The sequence below is a fragment of the Streptomyces sp. NPDC037271 genome (assembly GCF_055603605.1).
In genome coordinates this window covers 65,125-89,216 of sequence record NZ_JBVJVN010000013.1, presented here as the reverse complement: position 1 = coordinate 89,216, position 24,092 = coordinate 65,125, and the positions used below count along the sequence as shown (strand labels likewise).

At 70.4% G+C, this 24,092-nt stretch carries 23 protein-coding genes; 13 read left to right on the top strand and 10 right to left on the bottom strand.

Going from position 1 to position 24,092, the window contains the following annotated elements; genetic code table 11:
• Window positions 1-116 precede the first annotated feature (116 nt).
• Both ACZ7G3_RS22375 and ACZ7G3_RS22370 read left to right on the top strand, forming a co-directional pair.
• Complete coding sequence (locus tag ACZ7G3_RS22375) at window positions 117-281, top strand: hypothetical protein (RefSeq protein ID WP_426597406.1); 165 nt, start codon at window positions 117-119, stop codon at window positions 279-281.
• Between the two features lie 166 nt (window positions 282-447).
• Window positions 448-972, top strand: coding sequence for a RipA family octameric membrane protein (locus ACZ7G3_RS22370; protein ID WP_470927813.1), 525 nt, complete (start codon window positions 448-450; stop codon window positions 970-972).
• Here ACZ7G3_RS22370 and ACZ7G3_RS22365 read toward each other — a convergent pair.
• The gene (locus ACZ7G3_RS22365) at window positions 923-2,050 is read right to left on the bottom strand and encodes a hypothetical protein (protein WP_470927811.1); all 1,128 of its coding nucleotides are present in this window, start codon (window positions 2,048-2,050) and stop codon (window positions 923-925) included. The genes ACZ7G3_RS22370 and ACZ7G3_RS22365 overlap by 50 nt on opposite strands.
• Window positions 2,051-2,295: 245 nt before the next feature.
• Between ACZ7G3_RS22365 and ACZ7G3_RS22360 the strand changes: the two genes are divergently transcribed.
• The 4 genes from ACZ7G3_RS22360 to ACZ7G3_RS22345 all read left to right on the top strand — a co-directional run bounded on the left by ACZ7G3_RS22360 (window position 2,296) and on the right by ACZ7G3_RS22345 (window position 6,201).
• A complete protein-coding gene (locus ACZ7G3_RS22360) occupies window positions 2,296-2,826 on the top strand; it encodes a hypothetical protein (protein ID WP_470927809.1) in 531 nt (176 codons plus the stop codon).
• Window positions 2,827-3,056: 230 nt separating this feature from the next.
• Window positions 3,057-3,305 (top strand): hypothetical protein, encoded by a 249-nt coding sequence (locus tag ACZ7G3_RS22355; RefSeq protein ID WP_470927808.1) that lies wholly within the window; start codon window positions 3,057-3,059, stop codon window positions 3,303-3,305.
• Window positions 3,306-3,439: 134 nt separating this feature from the next.
• The gene (locus ACZ7G3_RS22350) at window positions 3,440-5,062 is read left to right on the top strand and encodes a phosphodiester glycosidase family protein (protein WP_470927806.1); all 1,623 of its coding nucleotides are present in this window, start codon (window positions 3,440-3,442) and stop codon (window positions 5,060-5,062) included.
• Between the two features lie 74 nt (window positions 5,063-5,136).
• The gene (locus tag ACZ7G3_RS22345; RefSeq protein WP_470927804.1) at window positions 5,137-6,201 is read left to right on the top strand and encodes an alpha/beta hydrolase; all 1,065 of its coding nucleotides are present in this window, start codon (window positions 5,137-5,139) and stop codon (window positions 6,199-6,201) included.
• A 77-nt stretch (window positions 6,202-6,278) separates the two neighbouring features.
• On the opposite strand, the gene ACZ7G3_RS22340 is transcribed toward ACZ7G3_RS22345, so the two are convergent.
• A complete protein-coding gene (locus tag ACZ7G3_RS22340) occupies window positions 6,279-6,647 on the bottom strand; it encodes a hypothetical protein (RefSeq protein ID WP_470927803.1) in 369 nt (122 codons plus the stop codon).
• 401 nt (window positions 6,648-7,048) lie between these two features.
• On the opposite strand from ACZ7G3_RS22340, the gene ACZ7G3_RS22335 reads away from it, so the two are divergent.
• The 3 genes from ACZ7G3_RS22335 to ACZ7G3_RS22325 all read left to right on the top strand — a co-directional run bounded on the left by ACZ7G3_RS22335 (window position 7,049) and on the right by ACZ7G3_RS22325 (window position 9,919).
• A complete protein-coding gene (locus tag ACZ7G3_RS22335; RefSeq protein WP_470927801.1) occupies window positions 7,049-7,621 on the top strand; it encodes a dihydrofolate reductase family protein in 573 nt (190 codons plus the stop codon).
• Between the two features lie 75 nt (window positions 7,622-7,696).
• Window positions 7,697-8,122 carry a VOC family protein gene (locus ACZ7G3_RS22330; RefSeq protein ID WP_470927799.1) on the top strand — a complete coding sequence of 142 codons (426 nt, stop codon included), beginning with the start codon at window positions 7,697-7,699 and terminating at the stop codon, window positions 8,120-8,122.
• A 135-nt stretch (window positions 8,123-8,257) separates the two neighbouring features.
• Window positions 8,258-9,919, top strand: a complete 1,662-nt coding sequence (locus ACZ7G3_RS22325) for an N-6 DNA methylase (RefSeq protein ID WP_470927797.1) — start codon at window positions 8,258-8,260, stop codon at window positions 9,917-9,919.
• Between the two features lie 39 nt (window positions 9,920-9,958).
• Here ACZ7G3_RS22325 and ACZ7G3_RS22320 read toward each other — a convergent pair whose 3' ends face one another.
• The 4 genes from ACZ7G3_RS22320 to ACZ7G3_RS22305 form a co-directional block, all read right to left on the bottom strand.
• The gene (locus ACZ7G3_RS22320; RefSeq protein ID WP_470927795.1) at window positions 9,959-12,094 is read right to left on the bottom strand and encodes a UvrD-helicase domain-containing protein; all 2,136 of its coding nucleotides are present in this window, start codon (window positions 12,092-12,094) and stop codon (window positions 9,959-9,961) included.
• A gap of 81 nt (window positions 12,095-12,175) precedes the next feature.
• The gene (locus ACZ7G3_RS22315; protein ID WP_470927793.1) at window positions 12,176-13,441 is read right to left on the bottom strand and encodes an McrC family protein; all 1,266 of its coding nucleotides are present in this window, start codon (window positions 13,439-13,441) and stop codon (window positions 12,176-12,178) included.
• Window positions 13,438-15,234 (bottom strand): DUF4357 domain-containing protein, encoded by a 1,797-nt coding sequence (locus tag ACZ7G3_RS22310; protein WP_470927792.1) that lies wholly within the window; start codon window positions 15,232-15,234, stop codon window positions 13,438-13,440. Before ACZ7G3_RS22310 ends, ACZ7G3_RS22315 begins: the two co-directional genes overlap by 4 nt.
• A gap of 80 nt (window positions 15,235-15,314) precedes the next feature.
• The gene (locus ACZ7G3_RS22305; protein WP_470927790.1) at window positions 15,315-16,952 is read right to left on the bottom strand and encodes a hypothetical protein; all 1,638 of its coding nucleotides are present in this window, start codon (window positions 16,950-16,952) and stop codon (window positions 15,315-15,317) included.
• Window positions 16,953-17,281: 329 nt separating this feature from the next.
• On the opposite strand from ACZ7G3_RS22305, the gene ACZ7G3_RS22300 reads away from it, so the two are divergent.
• The gene (locus ACZ7G3_RS22300; protein ID WP_470927788.1) at window positions 17,282-17,680 is read left to right on the top strand and encodes a hypothetical protein; all 399 of its coding nucleotides are present in this window, start codon (window positions 17,282-17,284) and stop codon (window positions 17,678-17,680) included.
• Window positions 17,681-17,849: 169 nt separating this feature from the next.
• On the opposite strand, the gene ACZ7G3_RS22295 is transcribed toward ACZ7G3_RS22300, so the two are convergent.
• The 4 genes from ACZ7G3_RS22295 to ACZ7G3_RS22280 all read right to left on the bottom strand — a co-directional run bounded on the left by ACZ7G3_RS22295 (window position 17,850) and on the right by ACZ7G3_RS22280 (window position 21,094).
• The gene (locus tag ACZ7G3_RS22295) at window positions 17,850-18,353 is read right to left on the bottom strand and encodes an ATP-binding protein (RefSeq protein WP_470927786.1); all 504 of its coding nucleotides are present in this window, start codon (window positions 18,351-18,353) and stop codon (window positions 17,850-17,852) included.
• 304 nt (window positions 18,354-18,657) lie between these two features.
• Complete coding sequence (locus ACZ7G3_RS22290) at window positions 18,658-19,089, bottom strand: hypothetical protein (RefSeq protein ID WP_426597389.1); 432 nt, start codon at window positions 19,087-19,089, stop codon at window positions 18,658-18,660.
• 1 nt (window position 19,090) lies between these two features.
• Window positions 19,091-20,068, bottom strand: coding sequence for a hypothetical protein (locus ACZ7G3_RS22285; RefSeq protein ID WP_470927784.1), 978 nt, complete (start codon window positions 20,066-20,068; stop codon window positions 19,091-19,093).
• A gap of 411 nt (window positions 20,069-20,479) precedes the next feature.
• The gene (locus tag ACZ7G3_RS22280; protein ID WP_470927782.1) at window positions 20,480-21,094 is read right to left on the bottom strand and encodes an HhH-GDP family DNA glycosylase; all 615 of its coding nucleotides are present in this window, start codon (window positions 21,092-21,094) and stop codon (window positions 20,480-20,482) included.
• A gap of 487 nt (window positions 21,095-21,581) precedes the next feature.
• Here ACZ7G3_RS22280 and tgmA point away from each other — a divergent pair, with 487 nt between their 5' ends.
• The 3 genes from tgmA to tgmC are packed head-to-tail and all read left to right on the top strand — an operon-like array spanning window position 21,582 to window position 23,946.
• Window positions 21,582-21,845, top strand: a complete 264-nt coding sequence (gene tgmA, locus ACZ7G3_RS22275; RefSeq protein WP_470927780.1) for a putative ATP-grasp-modified RiPP — start codon at window positions 21,582-21,584, stop codon at window positions 21,843-21,845.
• Window positions 21,842-22,813 carry an ATP-grasp ribosomal peptide maturase gene (tgmB, locus tag ACZ7G3_RS22270; protein WP_470927778.1) on the top strand — a complete coding sequence of 324 codons (972 nt, stop codon included), beginning with the start codon at window positions 21,842-21,844 and terminating at the stop codon, window positions 22,811-22,813. Before tgmA ends, tgmB begins: the two co-directional genes overlap by 4 nt.
• Window positions 22,810-23,946, top strand: coding sequence for an ATP-grasp peptide maturase system methyltransferase (gene tgmC / locus ACZ7G3_RS22265; protein WP_470927776.1), 1,137 nt, complete (start codon window positions 22,810-22,812; stop codon window positions 23,944-23,946). The genes tgmB and tgmC overlap by 4 nt, the downstream gene beginning before the upstream one ends.
• Window positions 23,947-24,092 lie beyond the last annotated feature (146 nt).

The following is a 24,092-nucleotide window of genomic DNA, read 5'->3' as shown; positions in this document are numbered from 1 at the left end:
GCGGGGCGCGACGCATGCGGTCCGGGCCGCCAGACGCCAACAGGACGGCCGGGGCGGTACGTTCGGAAAGAGGCGGTGCGGCTTATTCCGCCGAGCTCGGCGGAATAATCGCATACATGTCAAAAGGGATGCGCAATGTGCTGATCGTCGTCCTTCTGGTCTGGAGCGGGTTCGCCTACCCGTGGTTCGACAGGGGCTGCGACATCGCGGAGGCGTACACGGCGGTCTTTGAATACGGGGTGCCGGAGGGGCTTGAGCCCCTTCCGGCCTGCTACGGCTGAGAGCCCGATCCGGCCGGGATGAACTTACCCCCGACCGATGGATGGCGGCCATGCAACACCCCAGAAGGCCGGGGCAACCTCGGCGTCGACCAGGTGGTGGGACCCGTTGGGGTGTGGTGGTCGGGAACCGCTTGCCGCACGTGTGGTGGACCGGCAGCATGAGCTCATGGTTGAACCGGAATCCGTCGACGTTCCAACATCCCTGTGGAACACGGCAGTTGACCCCTCTCACTTCTCCGAGGACAACGAGCGGTACAACCAGGTCGTGTTCGAGCAGTACCGGCTCTGCGTGGAAATGGCCGACCGGGTCAGCGCGCGCCGGAGCCTGACGAACACCTTCTTCCTGTCGCTCAACAGCGCGGTGGTGGCCGTCGTGGCCGTTGCCGTCCGCGGGGAGGCGTTCGCCGGGTCCGTGCTGCCGGCGACGGCCGGGCTGGTGATTCTGCTCGCCCAGTGCGCCGCCTGGTACGTCATGGTCCGCTCGTACCGGCAGCTCAACACGGCCAAGTACGCCGTGATCGGCGCGTTCGAGCAGCGGTTGCCCGCCTACGCTTACTCCAAGGCGGAGTGGGAGGCACTGGGGGAGGGGCGCGACTGGCGTCGCTACCTGCCGCTGACGCATGTCGAGCAGTGGGTACCGATCACGTTCGCCATTGCTTACGTCCTCGGATTCTGTGCCCTCGCGCTCTGAACGGTTCGGGACGGACACTGCCCAGGAGGGGCTCCTGGGGCATCGGAGTCGGGGCTGGGACGGGTGGCGCGGGTGCCGGCGCTGCCGAGTCCGGCGCTGCCGAGTCATTGGTCGCCTGCAAGGGGATCGGGCGCACGGGTGACGGCACGTCCGGCAGAGCGGCCAGCGGTCCCAGCACCGGCTGCAGACGGCGCCGGACGAGCCGCCGGACGGTCCAGGCGTGCCGCAACCGGGGCACGGTGATGACGAACGGATGCAGGGTTGGCAGCCAGCCGCGGTCGAAGGTGATGAACGCCTTGAACGGCATGGCCCAGTCCTGCTTCGTCGGCGGTGGCCCCACCGGCCAGTCCGGCAACGCGGGGAACGGCGCCCAAGCCCCGTCCGGCTCCGTGGTCCGCCTGGCCGCGTAGGCGGACTCCGCGGCGGTGCGGAACGCCTCGTAAGCCCGGGAGTCACACGCGATCACGAGGACGAGCCGCTCCGCCGGGATCGTGCGCAGCACCTCGGTGAACTCCCACACCGTCCCCGGTCCCGGTGCGACGGACAGCAGTACCGTGTGGGCCCCCTGGATCAACTCGCTCACGGTGCGCTGCCAGTCCTGCAGAGGCAGGTACCCGCGTTGGGCACCGAGGAGCGGCAGTGGCTCCCCGGGCTCGCCCACCGCCACCACTCGGCCGTGGCGTGAGTACTGGCTGACCAGGAACTCCTCCGTGGTGAGTCCAGGAATCTCGAAGGGCGAGCGTGACCAGAGCGTGTTGGTCGGGCCTTCCGCGGGGGCCTCGGCCATCGACGTATCCAGGGCGAAGGGCCGCAGGTAGAGGATGTAGCGCTCGCCCCTCAGCTGTTCGAACGACGGGATGACGGCCGCGCGATGCTGTTTGCCACGCACGACCATGCCCCGACTGGCGTCGAAGATCAGCCACCCGACGGCCGAGAGAGCGAGCACCAGCAGAACCCGCAGCGTCCAGTGCACTTGTTCGGCATCCGGACCGGGGTCGGCGAGCAAGGCGTTCGCGAGGCCGGTGCTGCCACCCACGCCCACGGCGAAGCCGAGGAGGCGCAGCGTACGGCCCACCACGGTCAGAGCTGTGCCCGTGACACGACTCTGACCCGGGACAGGCGTCTTCTCGGCCGCCCCGGGCTGTGGTCCGCTGTCCATGTGGCCTCCGACGGCTGGGGTCGTGACATCGGTGTCTCATGTTGCCCGGTCCGGGGCGACGGCATGCCCGCCTCGGCTCCGTGTGGAGAATCCGGTTAGGATCTCCGCATTCTCGACCGGAAATGACGTGAAAATCACCGGTGGTGATCGGAAAGGCGGACGCCGTGACGACCTTGGCCGTGACCGGACACATGGATCTGACCGTCGGCAGTCTGCCGCTCATCCGTGCCTCCCTCGACACCTTCCTGGCCGCGTACCGGGGTTCCGACCTGGTCGGCGTGTCGTGTCTGGCCAGGGGCGCGGATTCGCTGTTCGCGCAGGCCGTCCTGCGGGCTGGCGGACGCGTGATCGCCGTCATCCCCTCACAGGACTACCGGGACCAAGTCGTCGCGGACGGGGACGCCGCCTTGTTCGACCATCTGTTGGAGGCATCCGAGGAGGTGGTCGTCCTCCCGTACGGCTCCGCGAACCGGCAGGCCTACGAGGCCGCCAACGCCGAACTCCTGCGCCGAGCCGACCGGCTCGTCGCCGTATGGAACGGCGAACCACCCGGCGGCCGGGGCGGCGGCACGGCCGACATGGTCTTGGCGGCACGGGCGGCGGCCGTCCCGGTGGACGTCGTATGGCCGCAGGGAGCGGAGCGCGTCGAAGGTGGTCGACCCGGTGAGGCGGACGGCCGGAGAGCGGTCTCCTAGCGTGGTGGTCATGGCCGACGTCCACGAACTCCAACTCACTCTGGACCTGCCCGCTCCCCTCCCGCCCCACGACGTGGACCTCTGCGCCGGCACCTGGGGGAGGCAGACGGCCGGCAGGAAGAAGTCGGCCGGCGGAACGACGGGTACGAGTACCCCCTCTGGGACGCCCGTGGGCCGGCGCGGCGGATCGGGGGCGTGCTGGTCGGAGAGCTGTGCTCGGACGACAGGGGGTGGGCCCTGACCGTGCGGAGGAGGCGCATCCCGACGAGTTCGACGACCGCCGCAGGATGGTGCGGTGGCTCGGCGAGCGCACGACGAGCCGGGGCGCGATCGGACACCTCCGCTTCTACGAGTCCCATGTGCCCGACGTGCTGATCGCGCAGGAGGGGTCGGTGAGCTGTGCCGTCCCGCGGGTGGGCGAGCTCGTCGAGTCGGTGGCCGAGGTGATCCCCGTTCCCCAGTACGGGAAGCGGGGGTGATGTGGACCTTGACGTCGCGCCGGAACCGGTCGCTACTTGTGCAGTGGACGTTGGGCGGCTGTCCATGTCTGTGTCAGCGGTGAACGGAGAGGATGGCGCGTGTTCGTCCCCGGTCTTCGATCCAGGCGGTGCAGATGAAGAAGAGACTGTGCGGTGCGGGTGCCGTCCTCGGTGTCCTGGTCACGGTGGGCGCACTGCCGGCCCAGGCGTCGTCGCCGGCGCCACAGCCGAAGCCGCGCACCCTGCCGCTGGGTCCCTCGGACCTGCCCGAGACCCGTACCACCACGTCCCTCCAGCCCGGCGTCACCCTTACCCGCATCGTGCGCGGTGCTGCCGACCCGTCGCTGCACTGGACGGTCGAGGTCTCCATCCCCGGCGGTGACACCTCGCCCGACCCCGACGCGCCGCCGACCGCCCTGAAGGACAGGGCGAGCGCCGACGAACTGACCGCCGAGCTGAAGCGGGACGGCTTCCAGGCCCGGGTGGAGCAGGTGACGACACCGAAGACGGCCGACCACGCGGGCGGCACCCTCGGCTGGCGAGTCCGCGTCGGCACGTACGGCTCACAGTCCGCCGCCACGTCCGAACGCGCCCGTCTGAGGGCGGCCGGTTACCCGGGATCGGCCGTGTACACCGGCTGGGACGGCGACGCGACGGACCGCGGCCCGTGGCGCGTCGACGTGCTCACCATCGATCCGCGCACGTTCCGCGGCAGCCTCGACGCGTCGTACGGCCCGGACCTGGAGAACCGCGAGACGACCAGTGAGCTGTCGGCGTCGGCCGACGCGACCGCCGCGGTCAACGCCGGCTTCTTCGTCCTCGACCCCGAGGCGGGCGCTCCTGGCGATCCGGCAGGTGTGGGCGTGTACGACGGACGCCTGCTGAGCGAACCGGTGGCCGGCCGCCCGGGCCTGGTGATCCACGACAACGGCCGGCGCACGGAGGTCACCCGTCTCACCTGGCGAGGCCACGTCGCAGGCCGCCAGTCCACTCTCCGCCTGACCGGCGTCAACCGCGTCCCGGGCCTGATCCGGAACTGCGGCGGTACCGAGGGCGACGCCCCCACCTCACGGCCCCTGCACGACGTCACGTGCACCAACCCCGACGAACTGGTCACCTTCACACCGGACTACGGCCGGCACACGCCCCGGGGCGAGGGACTGGAGGCCGTACTGGACGCCCACGACCGGGTCGTAGAGCTGCGCTCACCACGAGGCGGAGCACTTCCGCCGGGTGGCAGCTCCATCCAGGCCACCGGCCGACGCGTCGCCGACCTGACCACCCTCGCGCACGTCGGCCACCGCCTCCGCGTCAGCACGACGCTGATCGACGAACGCGGCCACCGGGTCTCGCCCTCGCCCCGGACCGACATCCTGAACGCCGGCCCCGAACTCGTCCGCGACGGACGGATCCACGTCACGCCCGCCACCGACGGCATGGTCCACCCCGGCGACCCGAGCTGGTACTACGGCTGGGTCCACAAGCGCAACCCGCGCACCCTGGCCGGAGTGGACGCCGCCGGCCGCACCGTCCTCGTCACCGCCGACGGACGCGGCACGGACGCCCTCGGACTCAGCATCGGGGAGAGCGCCGAGGTGGCCAGGTCACTCGGCCTGCGCGACGCGGTCAACCTCGACGGCGGCGGCTCGACGACGATGGTGTCCAACGGCGACGTGATCAACGACCCGTCGGACGCCGCAGGCGAACGCCCCGTCGGCGACGCGCTGTTGATCCTGCCGCGAAGGCACGGACACTGACCTGTCCCGCAGTCCCGCTGAGCAGTTGGACCCGCACCGCAGCGACGAACCGCAACCCACCGCAGGGAGCCGCCGTGTCCGCGAACGTGCCCACCGCCCCGACCACCCTTCGAGCACTCCGAACAACTCGACTCCTACGAGTACCTCGACCCCTTCGAGCCCGAGTACTGCTCGTCCTGGCCGTACTGCTGGCCACCCTCGCCCCCACCACACCCGCGCTGGCCGCGGGAGCCGGAACCGGGGTGCCCCGCGCCGAGGTCGTGGAGGTCACCCAGGTCGCGAACCGGCAGGTCGACCTGTCGGTGCGTTCGGCGGCCCTGGGCGGCCGGACGGTCAAGGTCCGCCTCCTCACCCCGGACGGCTGGAACCCGAAGGACCGGCGTCGGCAGCACTGGCCCACCCTCTGGCTGCTGCACGGCTGCTGCGGCGACTACACCTCGTGGACCGCGATGACCGACGTCGCGGAGACCGACAGCCTGCGCGACGTCCTGGTCGTGATGCCCGAGGCCGGCTGGAACGGCTGGTACAGCGACTGGTGGAACCACGGCAAGGGCGGCGACCCGGCGTGGGAGACCTTCCACACGGTGGAACTGCGCCGCCTCCTGGAACGCGACTGGGGCGCCGGCCGCAACCGTGTGGTCGCGGGCCTGTCCATGGGCGGTCAGGGCGCCCTGCTGTACGCCGCCAGGCACCCCGGCATGTTCAAGGCGACGGCGGCCTACTCCGGCTCCGCGCACCCCCTCCTGAACGACGAGTCGGTCAACCGCATCATGGGCTTCTTCGCCGGCCAGAACAACGACCCGCTCCGCGTCTGGGGCGACCCGGTCGCCCAGCGCCGGATCTGGCGGGCCCACGACCCCTTCCACCTCGCCAAGCGACTCAGGCCGATCCCGGTCTACCTGTCCTGCGGCGACGGCACCACGGGGCCGCTGGACCCACCCGGCAGCACGAGCGCGCTCGAGGCCGACTTCTGCCGGCAGAACCACGCGCTCGCGGCGGAGCTGAAGCGAGTGGGGGCGCGGCACCTCACCACCCACTTCTACGGCCCGGGAACCCATGGCTGGGCGTACTGGGAGCGGGAGCTGCACGCTTCGCTGCCGATGCTGCTGGGGGCGCTGAAGGGCGACGGCGCCGCCTGAACCGACGCCGGTCGCACATGCGCCACCGGGGGGCGGGGCGGGAAAGACGGGGCCGCCGTGGTGGGCGGGCTGTCCACTCATCGGTGGAAGTGCTGGTCGCCCAGCGAGAGGTACAACCGCGACGTGTCGTAGGAGTTCGCGTTGACCACGGGCGAGGCCTCGCCGGCCCGCGCATGCCCCCGCACCGCGGGAGCCAACGTGTCGTCCAGCAGCCGTCGCATCTCGCCCGCCAACGTCGGCTCCTCGTCGAGTAGTTGGTGGAGCCGCTGTCGCCAGCTCTCCGCCAGTTCCTGCTCGGACGCGGTGTCTCCCGCGTCCCGGGCGGACGGGACCCGGGTGCGGACGCCGGAGAGTTCTTCCCCGACCCCGTCGGCTTCCGCCGGACGCACCCGCCGCCACGGTCTCACCAGACCCGCGTGGGCTTGCTGCCAGGCGTCCGTGGCCATCGCGCCGACCAGGGCCTACCCGCCGCCACCACCATGGGATCCACCGTGTCCCCCTTCGCCGATTCGGCTATGGGCCGGACAAGAGTAGGCATGTGCGCGCCACGGCGGTTCCTGTTCGGCGATTCGGAAGGGGCCGCATCGGTACGTCTGGTACGTCATCAGCCCGGAATTCCCGGCCGGGGACCCACCCGTGCCGCACGGTCCAAGGCGTCGTGGACCGTCCCTACGCCGTCGCCGGGTTCGAGGCCGCTGGAAAAAGGGCGGGCGACGACCGATGACTCTCTCCGTGATCCGCAGTCAGAGGTCATGGTCGGTGCGCCGCGGCCACGGGTGGACGTAGCGTGCACCGACCGAACCAGCTGAGAACCGGACACCGGACACCAGAGAACGAGGAACCTCACATGCGTACCCTGATCAGCACGGCCTTCATCTCGCTCGACGGTGTCGTGGAGGCCCCGGGCGGAGAACCCAGTTACCGGAACTCGGGATGGACCTTCAAGGACGTCGAGTTCCTCCCGGAGGCGTTCGGCATCAAGGGCGAGGAGCAGAAGACCGCCACCGCCATGCTCATGGGCCGGACCAGCTACGAGGCGTTCAGCCCCGTGTGGCCCGACATGGAGGACTTCGCCGACTACAGGATGATGCCGAAGTACGTCGTCTCCACCACCCTCACCGCGGACGACCTGGTGTCGAACTGGGGCGAGACGACGATCCTGCGCTCACTCGACGAGGTCGCCGCACTGAAGGAGACCGAGGGCGGCCCGATCATCGTCCACGGCAGCGCCTCCCTGAACCAGGCACTCTCGGACGCCGGTCTGATCGACCGCTACCACCTGATCGTCTTTCCGCTGCTGCTCGGTGCGGGCAAGCGTCTCTTCAGTGCCACGGACAAGGACACGCAGAAGCTGAAGCTCGTCGAGCACGAGGCCTACGCCAACGGACTGCAGAAGAACATCTTCGACGTGGTCCGCTGACAAGGCCCCCTGCCCCCATTCCTCGCTGAGTCCTTGCCGGGAGGTGAGCAACAGAGCCCCTGCTATGGTGCGCCGATGTCATCGATCAGGCAGTTCCAAGTCACCTTCGACTGCGCGGAACCCGAGCGCGTCGGTCGCTTCTGGTGCGAGGTGCTGGGGTACGTCGTATCGCCGCCGAAGGGATTCGCCACGTGGGACGAATTCGACCGTTCGAGGCCGCCTGAGGATCAGGGCTCATGGTTCGCATGCAGTGATCCGTCAGGCGCGGGCCCGCGGCTGTTCTTTCAGCGCGTTCCCGAAGGGAAGGTCGTCAAGAACCGGGTGCATCTCGACGTGCGGGTGGGCACCGGGCTCGTGGGTGAGGAGCGCCTGGCCGCGCTCGAGGCCGAATGCGCACGACTGGTCCCGCTCGGCGCGGTACGCGTGCGACTACTGGCTGACGACCAGGATTCGTGCATCGTGATGCAGGACGTCGAGGGCAACGAGTTCTGTCTCGACTGAGCACACAGCCGTGGCCGGCTCGGGCCGAGCACAGGGCCGGCCATGGTTTACCGGTACATCGGCCCTGGTCGTCGTTAGCGCGGTCAACGAGGTGGTCATTGAAGCGCAGGTAGGGGCTGTGTACGGTTGAGCACTATGGCAGACACTCCCGCGACCCCGGCCGGCCCCATGGTCACCGGCTCCGAGATCGCCCGGCTGGCGGGCGTCACACGTGCCGCCGTCTCCAACTGGAGACGGCGGTATGACGACTTCCCCGCGCCCGCCGGTGGCAGTGTGAACAGCCCCCTCTTCGCTCTGTCCGACGTGCAGACGTGGTTGAACAAGCAGCGGAAGGGCCAGGACCTCTCGTACGAGGTGCAGCTCTGGCAGGCGCTGCGGGCCGTGTACGGCGATGACATGGTCCGGGGGATCGCAGCGGTCGCGCAGGTCCTCGCCGCCGACGACGGCGTGCCGGACGATCACGCGTTGCCGGAAGAGATCGTCCGCCTGACGCGTGTCCTCGCCGAGAGCGGGCCGGCCGGGGAAGTGGTGGAGGCTCTCGCGGAGCGGTTCACGGATTCCGTGCGCCGGGCCGGATCGGACCAGGTCACCTCGCCGCGCATCGTCCGTGCCCTGCGGTACTTCGCGGACCCGGTGGCGTCCGGAGCCACGGTCTTCGATCCGGCATGCGGCATCGGCACCCTGCTGCTCGCCGTCGGCCCGGACCGCGGGCCGAGGCGGTGCGGTCAGGAGACGGACCCCCACAGCGCCCGGCTCGCCCAGCTGCGCGCGGACCTGACGGGGCACGCCGGGGTGGAGGTCGTCGCCGGAGACTCCCTGCGGGAGGACAAGTGGCCGAGCCTCAAGGCGGACCTCGTGGTCTGCGACCCCCCGGTGGGAGACCCGGACTGGGGACGGGAGGAGCTGCTCCTCGACTCCCGCTGGGAACTGGGCACGCCCTCGCGCGCCGAAGGGGAGCTCGCCTGGCTCCAGCACGCCTACGCGCACACCGTCCCCGGCGGCCGGGTCATCATGGTCATGGCGGCTTCGGTCGCCTACCGCAAGGCGGGCCGGCGCATCCGCGCCGAGCTGGTACGGCGCGGCATCCTCACCCAGGTCACCGCCCTGCCGGCCGGCAGCGCCGCCTCGCACGCCCTCCCCGTGCATCTCTGGCACCTGCGCCGCCCGTCTTCCGCGGGCGACGCCGCGACGAGCGTCCGCATGATCGACCTGACGGCGAACGACCCGGACGGAGACCTGGAGCCCGCACCCCAGCAGATCGCGGACGTCCCCCTCATCGACCTCCTCGACGACACGGTCGACCTCACGCCCGGTCGCCACGTCGAGGAGTCGCACCGCGACTACGCGACCGAGTACCGGGCCATGCGCGAGGAACTGGCCGAACAGGTCGGCAAACTGGCCGAGCTGCTGCCGGAACTGGACGCGGGCGAGGGACCCGGCGCCCTGGACGGTTCGTCGGTGAGCGTGGCCGACCTCGCACGCGCCGGGCTGGTCGAGTACGGGGACACGGAACCCGTCTCGACCAGCGACCAGCTCGACACGGACTTCCTGCAGGGCTTCCTGCGCAGCGCGTCCAACACCCGGCGCTCCACGAGCGCCAGCGGCACCTTCCGGCTCGACGGCAAGGGAGCCCGCATCCCGCAGATGGACATCGCCGAGCAGCGCCGCTACGGCACCGCCTACCGCAGGCTGCAGGAGTTCGAGGAACGGGCTCGGCGGATCGCCGAGCTGACCAGGCAGGCGGCCGAGCTGGCCCGCGACGGCATCGGCAACGGGGCACTACGACCGCGGAAATGACACGACGTCAGCACGTCGGCACGTCACCACGCCACCACGTCACGAGGCATCCGGTACGAACTCACTGCCCGCCCCGCTCCACGAGACGGCCAGTGCCTCGCGCGCCCTGGTGCAGGCGACGAACAGGAGGCAGCGTTCCCGCAACAGGTCGGAGTCGTGCTGCAACGCGTCCACGGCGGCCGGAGTCACCTCGCGGGTGAACGGCACCGCCCCCGCCGTCACTCCGAGCACGGCCACGCAGCGGAACTCCAGCCCCTTCATGGCGTGCATCGTGGCCAGCCGCACACCGTCCGCACCGGGCCCCGGGTTGTCCCTGACCCGCACCACCGGCACCCCGGCCCCGGTCAGCCTGTCGTACGCCTTGTCCAGCAGCACGTTGAACCGGGCGCACACGCCGATCTCGGAAGGGCTGATGCCCTGCGCGATCCACCCCCGCACCCGCTCGACGAGCGCGGCGACCTCCGCGTGCTCCGAACCGTGCCCCTCCACCTGCGGCCGGCGCCCGTGCAGCAGCGAACGGTACCCGGCGAGGGTGTCGCTGCCCTCGCCCCCCAGGTCGTCGACGGACACCGGGCTGAGGATGCCCGTCGACCAGGTGAGGATCTCCTCCGTGCTGCGGTAGTTGATGCGCAGCCGGTGGGTGCGTCCGGCCACCGCGATGCCGAGGGAGCCGAGCGAGACCTTCGAGTCGTAGATCCGCTGGTGCGGGTCCCCCGTGAGGAACAGGTCGTCACTGCCGGGCGCCACCGCGCCGCGCAGCACCCGCCACTGGGCGGGATGCAGGTCCTGCGCCTCGTCGACCACGACGTGGTCGTGCGTCGGCGCCGACACGGCCAGGAGTTCGGCGGCCCGGGCGCACACCTTCAGGTGCGTCGTCGACCGCTGCTCGCGCAGCATCGACTCGAACAGCTCGACGGCGGGCCACAGCAGCTCCCGCCGGGCCGGTGACAGCGCGCTGCCACGCCCGCGCCGGGACGCGGCACGGTACGCGTCCAGGGTGCGCAGGTCCTGGGCGAGGACGACATGCCGGTACTCCTGCGCCAGGAACTGCTCCGTCCACGGCAGCCCGAGCTTCTTGACGACCCGCTGCCACACCTGCCGCTCCTCCCGGTCGCCGACGGGGGAGGGCACCTTGCCGTCGATACGAGCCACGACACCGTGCGCGTACGCGTTGACGGTGGTCACCTCGACCCGGTCGAGCAGCGCCGCGTCACCGTCCAGGAGGAGGCCGAGGTTCTCGCGCAGCGAGGCGGCCAGCGCGTTGGTGTACGTGGTGAGGAGGACCCGCGCTTCGGGCGACCGGGTCAGCAGGTGCTTGACCCGGTGCAGGGCGGCGACCGTCTTGCCGGTCCCGGGGCCGCCGGTGACCTGCACCGGACCGCCGTACGACACCCGGTAGGCGACCCGGCGCTGCGAGGGGTGCAGGAAGACCCGCCAGGCCGTGAACGGCTTCTCCAGGATGTCGGCGAGTTCGTCCGGCCCGCTGACGAGCGTGATCCGGCTGGTGGTGTTGGCGATGGCGGCGGCGAGGGTCTCGTCCGGGTCGGGCCCGGCGTCGACGGGACGGCGTACGGCGACCACGTCCCGGTACACCTCCTCGGGCGGGAACCCCTCGGCGAGGTACTGCAGCACCTCGAACTGGTCCTCCGGCAACAGCGTCCCGAAGGCCTCGAGCTGAGCCTTGTCGATGATCGTCCGCACCGCGCGCAGTACCTGGTCGTCGATGCCCAGCTCACGCAGCACGGTGTTCGAGTACGAGGCGAACAGCAGCGATTCGGCCGCGGCGGCCGCCTTCTCCAGCTGCGGGGTCAGCTGCTCGATCGCCCGTACGTTGCGGACCTCCAGGGCGCGCGTCGCGGAGTTCGTGGTGTACAGCCGCTTGGCGGCCCAGGTGTAGGCGTCGTCATGCGCCACCACGTTGACCAGCAGGAACACATCACTGCCGTCGTCCGGTGCGAGCACGACACCCCGCCAGAAGTCGTTGATGCGGATGGTCCGCATGCGGCGGTCGGCGGCCTTCTCGACCGATTCCAGATGCAGCCCCTTGTCCTGCTGCAGCTCCGGCACGGTGAGTTGCTGGAACTTCTGCATCGCCTTGCGAACGCCGTTCCTGACCGGCTTCTCGAGAGCGTCGTAGCTCTCCCAGAAGCTGTTGGCAAACGCAAGCTGCGGCACGACGCGTACTCCCCACCCCTGACTGACACGGCCCGGCCGATCATACGGGCGCGGTACCGGCGCCGATCCGGCACCGTCGCGTCAGCCGCCTCCCATCCGCCGCGCGACCTGAGCGATGTCGGCGAGCAGACCCGCCGGCCCCTGGTCCAGGTCGAGCGCGTGCTGGTGGATCAGGATGCCGGCGTGACGGACCCGGTGGGCGGCGTGTGAGGCGTTGCCCTTCGCGTAGACCAGGTGCCCTTCTGGCAGGCCGAGGGCGGTGCAGTACGCGAGCATCTGGTACAGGTCGGCGTCCGGATAGCCGCCCCGCTTCTCCGCCTTGTACTTGGCGTCCGCCACCGCGCAGGGGGTGCCGTCCTGCCCGTACAGCACGAAGTCCGGACGCATGCGGATCGCCGACGCCTCATCGAGGTGATGACTGTCCTGGAGCCGGGCGGCCCGGCCCGAACCCGTCAGGGCCTCGCGCAGGGCGACCGTCACGAAGTCCTCGAAGAGCTGGTTCATGTCGAACAGGAACCCGTCGACGCGGAGCCCGCCGGGAGCGTGCTCGACCGAGGCACCGTCGAGGAGGACCTCGGCGAGACGCAGGGCGTTCTGGTACCGGGCGTTGAGGCGGGTCGGCTGCCAGCCGGGCACCGGCTGCCCCCGTACGACGGGCGTGACGTCGGCGAGCCGGGCACGCTGGTGCAGCAGCCCGCGCCGGACGTCGCGCGGTACGCCGGGCAGCCGCAGCAGGCGCTCGACGGCCGTGCGCAGGACGCGGTTCTCGGCGATGTCGGTGGTGAACTCGTCGTACGCCACCTCCACCGGCAGCATCGCGCCGAACCGCCGCCGGATCTGCTCGGCCTCCCTGATCCGGCCGCGGACGACCAGGGAGCTCTCCTCCGCCGCTCGGTAGCCCTGCAGCAGCCCGTGGCGCAGCGCGCGGTCGATCTGCCGCTCCACGGCATGGGCGAGGGCGGGGACCACGTCCCGGTGCCCGGCCACGTCCACTTCCCCGTCCCGCCAGCCGCCCTCGGGGTCGATGCTGTAGCCGAGCAGGAAGAAGAGCCGGGCGATGGGCACCTTGGGGCTCACCCGTACGGTGAACGGTTCCCGCACACCCGGTACGGCGACGCTCACCGCCCCGACCCTGCTGCCGGCCCGCACCGTCCAGCGGCCGGGCGTGTACGGGTCGGGTGCCGCGTCGACGACGTCTCCGGCGGCCAGCGCACGCCCCACGCCGTCGGGCAGGGCGAGGCCGGTGGCGGCCGCGTACTCGGCCAGTTCGATGCCGGTCAGGACCGTCGCCGCCGCCACCTCCGCTGCCGCGGGCCCCGGGACGGCACCGTCTCCGGCGGACGTCATCCCAGTGACCCGCGCAGCGCGGCCAGCCCGTACCGCGCCTCGATGTCCACACCCTCGCCGTAGTGGTGCTCCTCCAGCAGCGGCAGGATCTTCGTCCGCCAGGTCCGCTCCAGGCCGCCCTCCCGGAAGACGCCCTTCTTCATCAGATACGAGGGCCCGATACGGAAGTCCGGGTCGTCGATACGGGAGTTGAGCGCGTCGAGCAGGTCGGCGGGCTCGCGCTCCCTGCCCTCCCGTTCCAGCCACCTGCGCAGCAGCCCGCTCGTCGGCTCGGTACGCGGCGACAGCTCCACGAACGCGAACCGCCGCCGCATGGCCGCGTCGACGAGGGCGATCGACCGGTCGGCGGTGTTCATCGTGCCGATGACGAACAGGTTGGGCGGCAGCGCGAAGTCGTCGCCGGAGTACGTCAGGCGCACCGACTTGTTGCGGTACTCCAGCAGGAAGTACAGCTCGCCGAAGACCTTGGCGAGGTTCGCCCGGTTGATCTCGTCGATGATCAGGAAGTGCGGGACGTGCCGGTTGCCCTCACGGGAGGCGAGGTCGGCGAGCTCGCGCAGGGGGCCGGCGGTGAGCCGGAAGGCCACCTGCCGGGTCTCCGGGTCCTCCTGCGGCCGGAACCCCTCGAAGAAGTCCTCGTACGCGTACGACGGATGGAACTGCACCAGCTTGACCTGCTCGGGACCGCCTCCCAGGAACTCGGCGAGCTTCAGCGCGAGGAAGGTCTTGCCGGTGCCGGGAGGACCGTAGAACACCAGCTGCCGCTCGTCGGCCAGCAGGTCACGCACCTCGCGCAGCCACGCCGTGTCGTGCACGAGCAGCTCGGCGGCCAGCTCGGCCGTGGGCTCGGGCAGCTCGGGATCGCGGCGGGCGACGATCGCCGGCACCTCCGTCGTCGGGTCCCGGTCCTCGGCCTCGGCCTCCTCGGCCAGTTCCTCGTCGCTTCGCCCGAGCCCGTCGACGAGCGGGAGCACGGAGGTGAGATCCACGACGTCGTGCTGCACGGACAGCTTCTGCTGCAGTGCCTCCGGCAACTCGTCGTAGGGCACGTCCCGCTGCCAGGTCACCTTCCGGCGCAGGTTGGTGAGCCCGTCCTCGGACTCGACCTGCTCGGCCGCGCTGTCGACGAGCCCGACGTGGAGGCGTCCGCCCGAGATGGTGCAGACGGTGTCGCCGGTGCGCATCTGCGTGAGGAAGTAGTGCAGTTCGTCGACCATCACCTGCTTCTGGCTGTAGGAGGCGCTGGCGTCGTAACCCTCCTGGACGTACCGGCGCAGGGCACTCTTGGTGGGGTCGTCCGCGCCGAGCGGCGGCAGGTGCGTCGCCGCGAGCGTGACCAGCCCGCCGGGCAGCCACAGCCGCCTCACCAGGTCACGCCCCGCCACGTTCGACCCGCGGACCAGCCAGGCCTTGCGGGGCGCGCGCCAGGAGTGGCCGAGGTAGTCGACGAGCGGGAAGTCCTCCTCCGTACGCCACTCGGTCAGGGCGTCCGAGCCGCGCCCGGCCACGATCGAGGCGGCGGCCGACGGCGAGTTGCACTCGACGTCCCGCGCTGCCTCCAAGTAGCCGGGCCACTGCTCGGACTCCCGGAGGGCGCCCTCCTCGATCAACGCCTCCCGCTGCGCCGCCGCGTACGGACCCGCACCCGGCAGGGTCTCCCGCCGCACCGGCGAACCGGCCAGCACCAGGAACTGCGGGCTGCCGTTCATCCCCTTCGAGGGCAGCACCCGACCGCGCGCGTACGGTCCACCGTTCGGCAGCCGCAGCCGGAACTCCGGGTATTCGTCGGCCATGGGCCCCCCACCTGCTGGTCTGATCCTTCTGGCAGCGTACTGGCAGTCACCGACAGCGGGTCCCGCCCGCCTCTGTCCGGTCATGTCAGGGTGTTGGACAGATGAGGCCCGATGTATCCCACGTAAATGCCGTGTTCGACGCAGGCCCCGTCGAAGTAGTGCAGTCGCGGTGCGATCGTGTTGCCGCCGCCGACGCGGACGTGTGCGCCCATGAACACCTTCCGTATGGAGTGGATGTGTTCCGGCACGGGGAACGTGCGCTGACGACGCCAGCTCGAGTTGGTCTTCACGGACTTGGACTCGTCACGCACTATCTTCCGCGGGGAGATCGTGCGGGCACCGCCGGGAGCGTCGGCGCACCACTGCTTGAAGTCGCGACCGGCACGACCGGAGGCGGCCGCTTCGGCGAAGTCCCGCAGGGCCAGCAGCGCGTCCCAGGTCATGCGCACCCATGACGACCCGTGCGCCTGTGCGTCGAGTTCGAGGGTCACCTTGCGGGAGCCGGTGAAATGCAGCCGGGGCAGGTCGGCGATGCGGCCAAGGAGCTCCTCGAAGGACTGCGGTTCGTCGTCCGGCGCGGAGAAGTGGGCGTAGGCGGCGGCGCCGGCGCCCAGGTCCACCATCTGCTTCCGCAGAACCTGCAACCGCGCTCGGGCGGTGTGCAGTTCCCGGTACTGCTCGTCGTACTCGGCGATCAGCAGGGTCTCGTTGTCCTCGGCCTTGCGCAGCTCGTGTTTGAGATCGCGGATCTCGTCGGCCCGCACGCGCTGTTCCCGCCCCGCCTCCTCCAGGATCTCGTGCAGGACCTCGTTCTCCACCCGCAGTCGTTCCAGCTCGGGTGCGGCGGAGTCGCCCAGCGTGCGGGTCCGCATGACCGGCACCGAGTCGAGTTCGGCGGGCAGCGGCGCGCGGGCGGCCAGCCGCTGGGGCAGTTGGGCGATGATCCTGCGGGCTTGGGAGGGCCGCTCGGTGATCAGCCGGCGGGACATCACCCGGTGCCGCTGCCCGTCCGCGGGCCAGGCCGGATCGACCCCGGGGAGGTAGGTGCGCACTCCGCCGCCGTACACCTGGTGGTACTCCAGGGCGCGGTTGAAACGGAGTTCCGCTTCCGGGGACAGGAGGTAGAGGATGGCGAGACCGGCCAGGGGCCGGACCAAGGGGTCCACCGTGTCCTCCAGCCAGGTGTCGAAGTCGACACCGTACGGCGTGCTCGCCACGACGATCGGCATCCGCCGGGTCTCGTCGCACAGCTCATCGATGACGGCGTCCACGTCCTCCGCCTCGACCACCTGGGGTTGGGCCGTGACGTCGGCGATGCCGTCGCGCGCACGGATGACCCCGAGAAGACTGCGTGCGAGCCGGGGAGTCTTGGCCGGTACGGGCACCACCTCGGGATCGTCCGGAAGGTGTTCGACATCCAGCTGGACCCGGGTGGGACCGCCGCCCTCCTGACGGATGAGCACAGTGGTCTGCCAGGTTCCGCCGGGCAGCGTCTCGCGCAGTCGCCATCGCCCGTACGCGCCGGAGGTGCCGGTGGCGGAGTCGTGGTCGAGGGTGACGCCGCGGGCTATCTCGTTGCGCCCCTCGGCGAAGGCCGCGACGTCGTAGGTCTTCGGGGGCTCCTTGAGCCACAGGCGCAGCTGGCCGTCGACCTTCGCGCCCGTGTTGACGTAGTCCAGACCGCTGGCGACGACCATGCGGTAGCGGCGGTTGTCCAATGCGGATTCTCCGTTCCGGGGCCGTTCGGGTGTGGGGGCTCATCGGTGCGTGGGCTCAGCTGTCCCGCGGGCTGCTTCCTTGGGGCATGGCTGCGTCAGCCAGCACCTACAGGGAGATGTCATGTTGGCGCTCTGAGCATGCCTGAGACCTGTTAGCGACGTCAACGTGCTGCACGAGGTCCGACTATTCGAATTCGTGAACGAAGTTCGAGTGTCTGCTTCCCGGTACCGGCTCGTGAACCTTGGTGCGCATGGCTCTCCCGACTGGCACGATGGCACCCCGTATGCGTGCTCGGGCTGTCGGGCGCCGTGGCTGAGGAGGGGGAACGGTGGAGGACTGGATCTATATCCTCAACCCGCACAAGGACACCCTGGACGGGGAGCCTTCCACCAGCGAGACCATTCACCGCCTCGCCCGGGAGGAACCCGAACTCGACCTGTGGCTGAGCCGGCGCAACCGCATGAACAAGGGCGACCGCCTGTGGTTCTTCTTCACTCACCCCGTGTCGGCGGTCGCCGCCGTGGCCGGTATTGACGACGTCCCCTACGTCGATCCCGAAGGGCCGGAGTACGGCTACCGCGTCGACGTGACCCTGCTGCCCAAGCCGACGCAGGCGCTGTTCGGCAATCCGGTGCTGCGGGAGGACCTGCACCTGGGTCAGGTGAGATCGGTGCAGAAGGTGAAGCCGGAGGCGCTGCCCCTGCTGCTGGCACGGGCGGGCCTGTGAGTACGTAGCGCCGGCACCGCGACAGCGCACGGCGTGCCGTCGCGAGCTGCGGAATGTGCTGGAGGCGTCGCCCGAGGTGGTGGCTGAACACCCCCGACCCCGCTGCGCTCGAGCAATCCTGGAAGTGCCCTGACGGTCTTCAAGGTCGACGCGGACGGCTGGTCTCCGGCTAGGAGACGGCCGTCCTCATGGCCGAGTCGTCGTGATCGGTTACGGCAGACGGCACGGTGTTCGCCGACTGGTGTGACAGTTCGGCCCATACGGTCTTGCCGCCTGGCGGATACGGTTCAGTGCCCCAGCGGTCGGCGAGCGCGGTGACGATCAGCAGGCCGCGGCCCGACTCGCCGTGCAGCGGCGGCGCGAAGTCCGGCACAGGGGATGGGAGGCGATCACCGCGGGCGTCTGTCACGGCGATACGGAGGACGCCGGCGGCCGGGTCGTGGGTGAGGGAGAGACGGAAGTCGCGTCCCTGGACCCGGCCGTGCAGCGCCGCGTTGGCCGCGAGCTCCGCCACGATCTGCTCCGCGCGGTCGGTGACGTCGGAAGGGGCCTGCCAGGTGCGCAGCTGCTCGTGGGCGAGCAGCCGGGCAAGACGGGCGCCGCGACGCGTGGACGAGAGCTGCTGTGTGAACGTCCGCACGGCGGCGGGAGGCTGGGGAGTGGTCGTGCTCATGGGATCAGGGTGACGGGAGCGCGGTGGCACGTTCCAGGGGATCGGTCCGTACGAGGAGTCAGGGTACGGGCGCTCCGCGTGCACCGTACGCGGGTCGGACGTCACGTCGGGTGTGCGTGCGTGGCCACGGGACGTGGCGCGCAAGGGTGGGCCGTCGACATCACCCGTCGAGCCGGTCTCCGTACGCCGCGGAGCGGAAGCGTATGCCGGGAACCTCTTCCAGGCTTCCGGGGGGAGGGTGAAACGGGGCTGAAAGACGGTAGTCGGCAGCCGGCCCCGCCCCGTTTCTCCTGACGCCTTGCGGTCAGAGTTCCCACACTTGGTCCGGGTCGTCCAGTGCCGCCCGGACCTGGGAAAGGTCTCCGATGTCCGCGAGGGGCGAGCTTTTGGCAATGTCGACGATGCCTCGGACGACGCTGTGAAGCACTTCGCCGTTGCCCTCGTCGAGCGCTCTGTCCAGCCTGGCGAACATCTCCTCGAAGAGGTTGCGCCGTTCCGCGAACGCCTGTGTGAAGTAGTCCTTGAGGACGGCTTCAGCGGCCCGGATCCGAGCCACCTCCGTGGCCTCGTAGGCCTCCAGCCGGGCCCTCTTGGTGCTCTCGACCTCATGGATGTGGACGCACTCACGGGCGGCTTCGACGATCTGGTTCAGCGCGGCGAAGCCGTCCACCGCCTGGACGGAGCCCTTGGCGGCCTTGAAGACCTTGCCGACATGCACCTTGGTCTGGTCGGGCACGTCAATTCTCCTCTGTCAAAGGTCTGTACCTGATGGTGAGGTTGGAGCTGCGCTCGTCCAACTCGCCTTCGGCGTCGACGATCCGAGCCGTCGCCACGTCACGGACCGCCATGACCAGTGTCATGGCCCGCTGAAAGCGTTCGGCGTGACTCAGCGGATCGAACGGCTCGGACTCCAGGAGGTCCAGCGCCTCGAGCCCTCGGTAGGTGAGGTCCGCGAGAAGCTCGTGCAGCTCCTCAGCACGGGCGTCGACGCCCTTCAGGCGGGTGTCCGTCTCGTCGAGTTCGGCGATCGCCACGGCGACCTTCGCCTCGAACTCCCTTGCCTGGGTGAGCGCCTTCTGGCCTCGGCCCTTGACGACGAGTCCACCGACGAGCAGCGCGGGACCCATGGTGACGAAGTTGAGCGCCGTGGCTCCCAGGGCCATCCCGCCACCGCCCGACGCGAGCGCCCCACCACCCAGGAAGGCAAGGGCCGCGCTTTCGGCCGCGGCACCTGTCAGGCCGGAGATCGCCGCTCCTGTGCTCGCTACTCCGAAGCTGCTCGCCGCCGCCGCGATTCCAGCGCCCACGCCCGTGCCCGCCGCCGCGGATCCGAGGGCCCCGCCGATCCATGCCACCGCGTCGACATCGAGGCCGCGCAGCCCAGGGATCTTGGTCATGGTGGCGTCGACGCCGTCCACCAGCAGCCGCTCGCTCTCGCGCACCTGTCGCTCGTGGCGACGCAGGAAGTCGCCCATGCGTGCGACGACATCGAGGAGGGCCTGCTTCTGCTGTTCCCCCAGTGCCTTGAGGGCGGTGTTCGTCGCCGCCAGCGACTCCTCGGTTCGGGCCCGGCGTCGCTCGTAGCCCTGGCCCGCCTCTTCCAGCCGGACCTTCGAACGCTTGAGGTCGTGGACACCTTTGCCGCCGAGGGCGACCCCGCTACCGCCGGTCGCCACACCGACACCGATGAGTATGACCGGTATGAAGATTGGCACGATCCCCCCTTGATGCCTCATGCCCCCTGCGCGAACCCGCAGGTCCACCCGTCCGTTCCCTCTGCCGGGTGCGACGGAAGGGGCCACGCAGCTGCTGCGTATTGTTGGCGCTTCAAGCATGACCGCGCTCTGTTAATCCTGTCAACGTGTTCCCATATGTCGAGCATTCGGGACTCCGTGCGTGCCGGACGAACTCGTCGGGCCGGGCCCGCATGTGGACACCCTCCCTTTCCCAGGTGTGCTCTCCGCCGCCGAGGGCATCCCGAAGATCAGCCGGTAACCGTTCATCCGCGCGGGCACCATCTTGCTGCCGGAGCGGACCCCCCGGACCAGGGTGAGCCCCTACACCACTTCACTGGACCGCAACCGGGATGCGCCGATGCCTCCCCGCGGATCCCCGTGCCCGTGGACTCAAGGTTTCGGGCCACTGGACATGTATTTCCACACCGCGTGCTCCAACCCTCCGCGATCGTGTCCCAGACGGTCGGCGGTCTCCTCGTACACCCGGCGAAGCCCTTGATAGGTGGTTGTCCCCACGCCGGCCTGCTGGGCGAAGGCGCGCAGATGCACGTCCACCGCCACATGAGATCCTCCAACCAGGGCGCCCAGATAGTCGACCGTCTTGGGCCCCACGCCGTGGATGGCGAGAAGCAGGGAGCGATGGGCATCCTCCTTCAGCCAGAACCTCAGGTCATCGCGCGTCTCCACCACGCTCGCGGCGAGGAGATCAGCGATTGCGGCAATGGCGGCGAGCTTCCTCTGGTGGGTTGTCCGAAGGACTGCACCGAGCTCACCTTCGGTCACACGCGCGCGGAAACGGGTCACCGTGTCCGCGTCGGGCCAGCTCTTCCGTAGCTCTTCGACGCGCGGCCGAACCCATCGTTCGTAGTGCCTGGCCTGCTGGAGGATCGCGTCACAGATCACCGCACCCATATGGTGCCAACCGCCGGCGGGCAGGAAGGGACCGTTCCCGAGGGTGGCTTCCACATGGGCCGCGAGCTTGGCGACGTCTTCTTCGATGGTCACGATCACATGATGAGGGCCCGTCACCCCTTCGTCGATGGCTCACCGGGTTCCTGCGCGGGGCTGTAGCCGGAACGGTTTGCCGGAGTGCCGCGCCGCGAGCCCAGCCGGAAGTCGCGGCCCTGGACACGGCCGTGCAGCGCGGTGCTGCTGGCGAGGTCCGCGACGATCCGCTCCGTGCGGCCGGTGACGTCAAGTGGCGTCCGCCAGATGTGCAGTAGCTCGTAAGCCAGGAGTCGAGGAAGAACCGCCGATGTCAGCAGGGGCCGCCGTGTCGTGTTCGGGGACACCTCATGAACCGGCCTTCCGCGGAGGCCGTCGGAGACGGGGGCAGTGCGTCGCGTACGCAGCGTCAGCGTACGGGTGCGTTCGGTGGACATTCTGGATCCGCGCCGTCCACGCTGGGCGCCGACGACCACAGGGACACGGCCCGCACGTGCGAAGCCGCGTCCGGGCGGTCGTCTCACCGACGACGAGAAGGAAGTGCTCGATGACGACGCCGACGCCGACGCAGACCCCGAGGCCGTGGGGCCTGTCCCGGATGAAGCCGTTTCCCGCGACGGCCGTACTGACCGGGGCGACGGTCGTGCTCGACGCGGACCGCCAGGTGGGGCGGTGGATCAGGCCCGACGGCCTGGACGTCCCGGCCCTGGACCGGCACAAGCGCAGCCAGACCTGCAACGAGACCAGGGCGAAGACCTCCTTGGACAGCGTCCCGGACGAGGGAAGCGACCAGCAGGGAGACGAGGATTGAGCGGGACGTCACCGGTGCTCGTCGTCACGCGGCTGGACGACGCGACGGCGGACGTCGTCATCGACGAACTGTGCCGGCGCTCGGTCCCGGTGGTCCGGCTCGACCCGGGCGACTTCCCGGAGAAGGTCCTCGTGGCGGCGCGCGTGGACGGCCGACGGCTCACGGGTGAGGTGCGGACGGAATCCCGGGAGCTGGCGCTGGGCGCGGTCCGGTCCGTGTACTGGCGCCGCCCGCGCCCCTACTCCGCCCCCGAGGGGCTGGACGGGCAGGACGCCGACTGGTGCGTGCAGCAGGCACGCCACGGCCTCGGCGGAATCCTGACGTCTCTGCCGGGAGCGCACTACGTCAACCACCCGTGGCGCAACCGGGCCGCCGAGTACAAGCCGGCCCAGCTCACGGCAGCGGCGCGCCACGGGCTGTGCGTGCCGCCGACCCTTCTGACCAACGCCCCCGAACGTGCCAGGCAGTTCATCCGCGACCACGGCCCAGCCGTATACAAACCGCTGTACAACAGCGACTACACCGACCGGGGCGGGCAGGGTCTGACGGTGTGGGTCGAAGAAGTCGACCTGGCCGCCCTCGACGCCGGTGTCGGCCGTACGATGCACCTGTTCCAGAGCCGGGTGGAGAAGATCGCGGACGTGCGGCTCACCGTGGTGGGGAGACGGCTGTTCGCCGTACGGATCGACGGCTCCCCGGGCCTGGACTGGCGTCGGCACTACGACGACCTCCGCTACAGCCTCATCGACACGCCGCCGGACGTGGCGGACGGGGTGCGCCAGTACCTCGACACGTTCGGACTGACCTACGGTGCCTTCGACTTCGGCCTCGACGCCGCCGGGCGGTGGCACTGGTACGAGTGCAATCCGAACGGGCAGTTCGCCTGGTTCCCGGAATCCATCACCGGCCGGATCACCGACGCCCTCGCCGACCAGCTCCAGCACCCCGACCGACGGGACCGCCGATGACCAGCAGCACAACCCTCCGCCGGGAACTCGCCCGCGAAATCGCCGAACAGGGCCTGGTCACCGACCCGGCGTGGCTCGCCGCCGTCGAGGCGGTACCCCGCGAACTGTTCCTCCCGGACGCCATGTTCCGTGCCGACGGCACCCGGTGGGAGCCGGTACACCGTGAGCGACTCGGTGACGAAGCATGGCTCCGGGCGGTCTACTCGGACACCAGCTGGGCGACACAGATCGACGGCACCGGCGCCGAGGAAGCACCGGGCCCGGTGTCGGGGCGGCCGACCTCCTCCAGCACGCTGCCGTCGCTCGTGGCGCGGATGCCCGAACTGGCCGAAGTCCAGGACGGGGACAGGGTCCTCGAGATCGGCACGGGCACGGGGTACTCCACCGCCGTGCTCTGCCACCGGCTCGGCGGCGAGAACGTGTACTCCGTCGAGTACGACGAGAAGGTCGCCGCCGCTGCCGCACAACATCTCCGGGACGCCGGCTGCACCCCGCGCCTCGTTGTCGGTGACGGCCTGCTCGGACACCAGGACGGTGCGTACTACGACGCGGTGATCGCGACCTGCGCCGTGCGTACGATCCCGCCCTCGTGGCTGTGGCAACTCCGCGACGGAGGCAGCATCACGACGACGGTCAGCGGCTGGATGCTGGGCTCGGGCCTGATCCGGCTCGTCCTCGACGAAGAGGGCGTCGCCCACGGCCGCTTCGCCGCGGACCCGGTGTCCTACATGCTCGCCCGCCCGCACGAACGGCCGCCCCGCCCCACGTTCTACGCCCACCCGGGGAGCACGCGAGCAGCGAGGGTGAGCCCGAACCTCCTGGACGACGCGACGAGCGTCTTCGTCGCGCAGCTCGGCGCCCCGTCGGCCGAGTTGGTGGGTCTGGCGGAGGGGGCCGCCCTGATCGACGCCGCGACGGGCTCACAGGCGTGGACCGAACCGGACGACGCCGGCGGCTGGAAGGTTCACCAGGACGGGCCGCTGCGCCTGTGGGACCGGGTCGAGGAGGCGCTGGACATCTGGCAGCGGGCGGGAGCGCCCGACCTGTCCGCGTTCGGCATGACGGTCACCGAGCGCGAGCAGGTCGTGTGGCTGGGCGACCCGGAAGGGCCTCGCTGGCGATTGCCGGCCTGAGTGCCCTGTTCCTGACCGGACTGGGGGGGGGGGCGGGGGGCCCCCCCCCGGCGGCGCCCTGGGCCGGGGGTGGGGGGGAGAGGGAGGGGGGGGAGTCTGCCGCCGTGGGTCTCCCCCAACACCTCTCCCAGAGAGGTTTTGGCGGT

Coding starts and splice junctions, on each gene's coding strand:
- ACZ7G3_RS22375 (WP_426597406.1), top strand. CDS start 117: ATGTCAAAAGGGATGCGCAATGTGCTGATCGTCGTCCTTCTGGTCTGG.
- ACZ7G3_RS22370 (WP_470927813.1), top strand. CDS start 448: ATGGTTGAACCGGAATCCGTCGACGTTCCAACATCCCTGTGGAACACG.
- ACZ7G3_RS22350 (WP_470927806.1), top strand. CDS start 3,440: ATGAAGAAGAGACTGTGCGGTGCGGGTGCCGTCCTCGGTGTCCTGGTC.
- ACZ7G3_RS22340 (WP_470927803.1), bottom strand. CDS start 6,647: ATGGCCACGGACGCCTGGCAGCAAGCCCACGCGGGTCTGGTGAGACCG.
- ACZ7G3_RS22335 (WP_470927801.1), top strand. CDS start 7,049: ATGCGTACCCTGATCAGCACGGCCTTCATCTCGCTCGACGGTGTCGTG.
- ACZ7G3_RS22330 (WP_470927799.1), top strand. CDS start 7,697: ATGTCATCGATCAGGCAGTTCCAAGTCACCTTCGACTGCGCGGAACCC.
- ACZ7G3_RS22325 (WP_470927797.1), top strand. CDS start 8,258: ATGGCAGACACTCCCGCGACCCCGGCCGGCCCCATGGTCACCGGCTCC.
- ACZ7G3_RS22315 (WP_470927793.1), bottom strand. CDS start 13,441: ATGACGTCCGCCGGAGACGGTGCCGTCCCGGGGCCCGCGGCAGCGGAG.
- ACZ7G3_RS22310 (WP_470927792.1), bottom strand. CDS start 15,234: ATGGCCGACGAATACCCGGAGTTCCGGCTGCGGCTGCCGAACGGTGGA.
- ACZ7G3_RS22295 (WP_470927786.1), bottom strand. CDS start 18,353: ATGAGCACGACCACTCCCCAGCCTCCCGCCGCCGTGCGGACGTTCACA.
- tgmA (WP_470927780.1), top strand. CDS start 21,582: ATGACGACGCCGACGCCGACGCAGACCCCGAGGCCGTGGGGCCTGTCC.
- tgmC (WP_470927776.1), top strand. CDS start 22,810: ATGACCAGCAGCACAACCCTCCGCCGGGAACTCGCCCGCGAAATCGCC.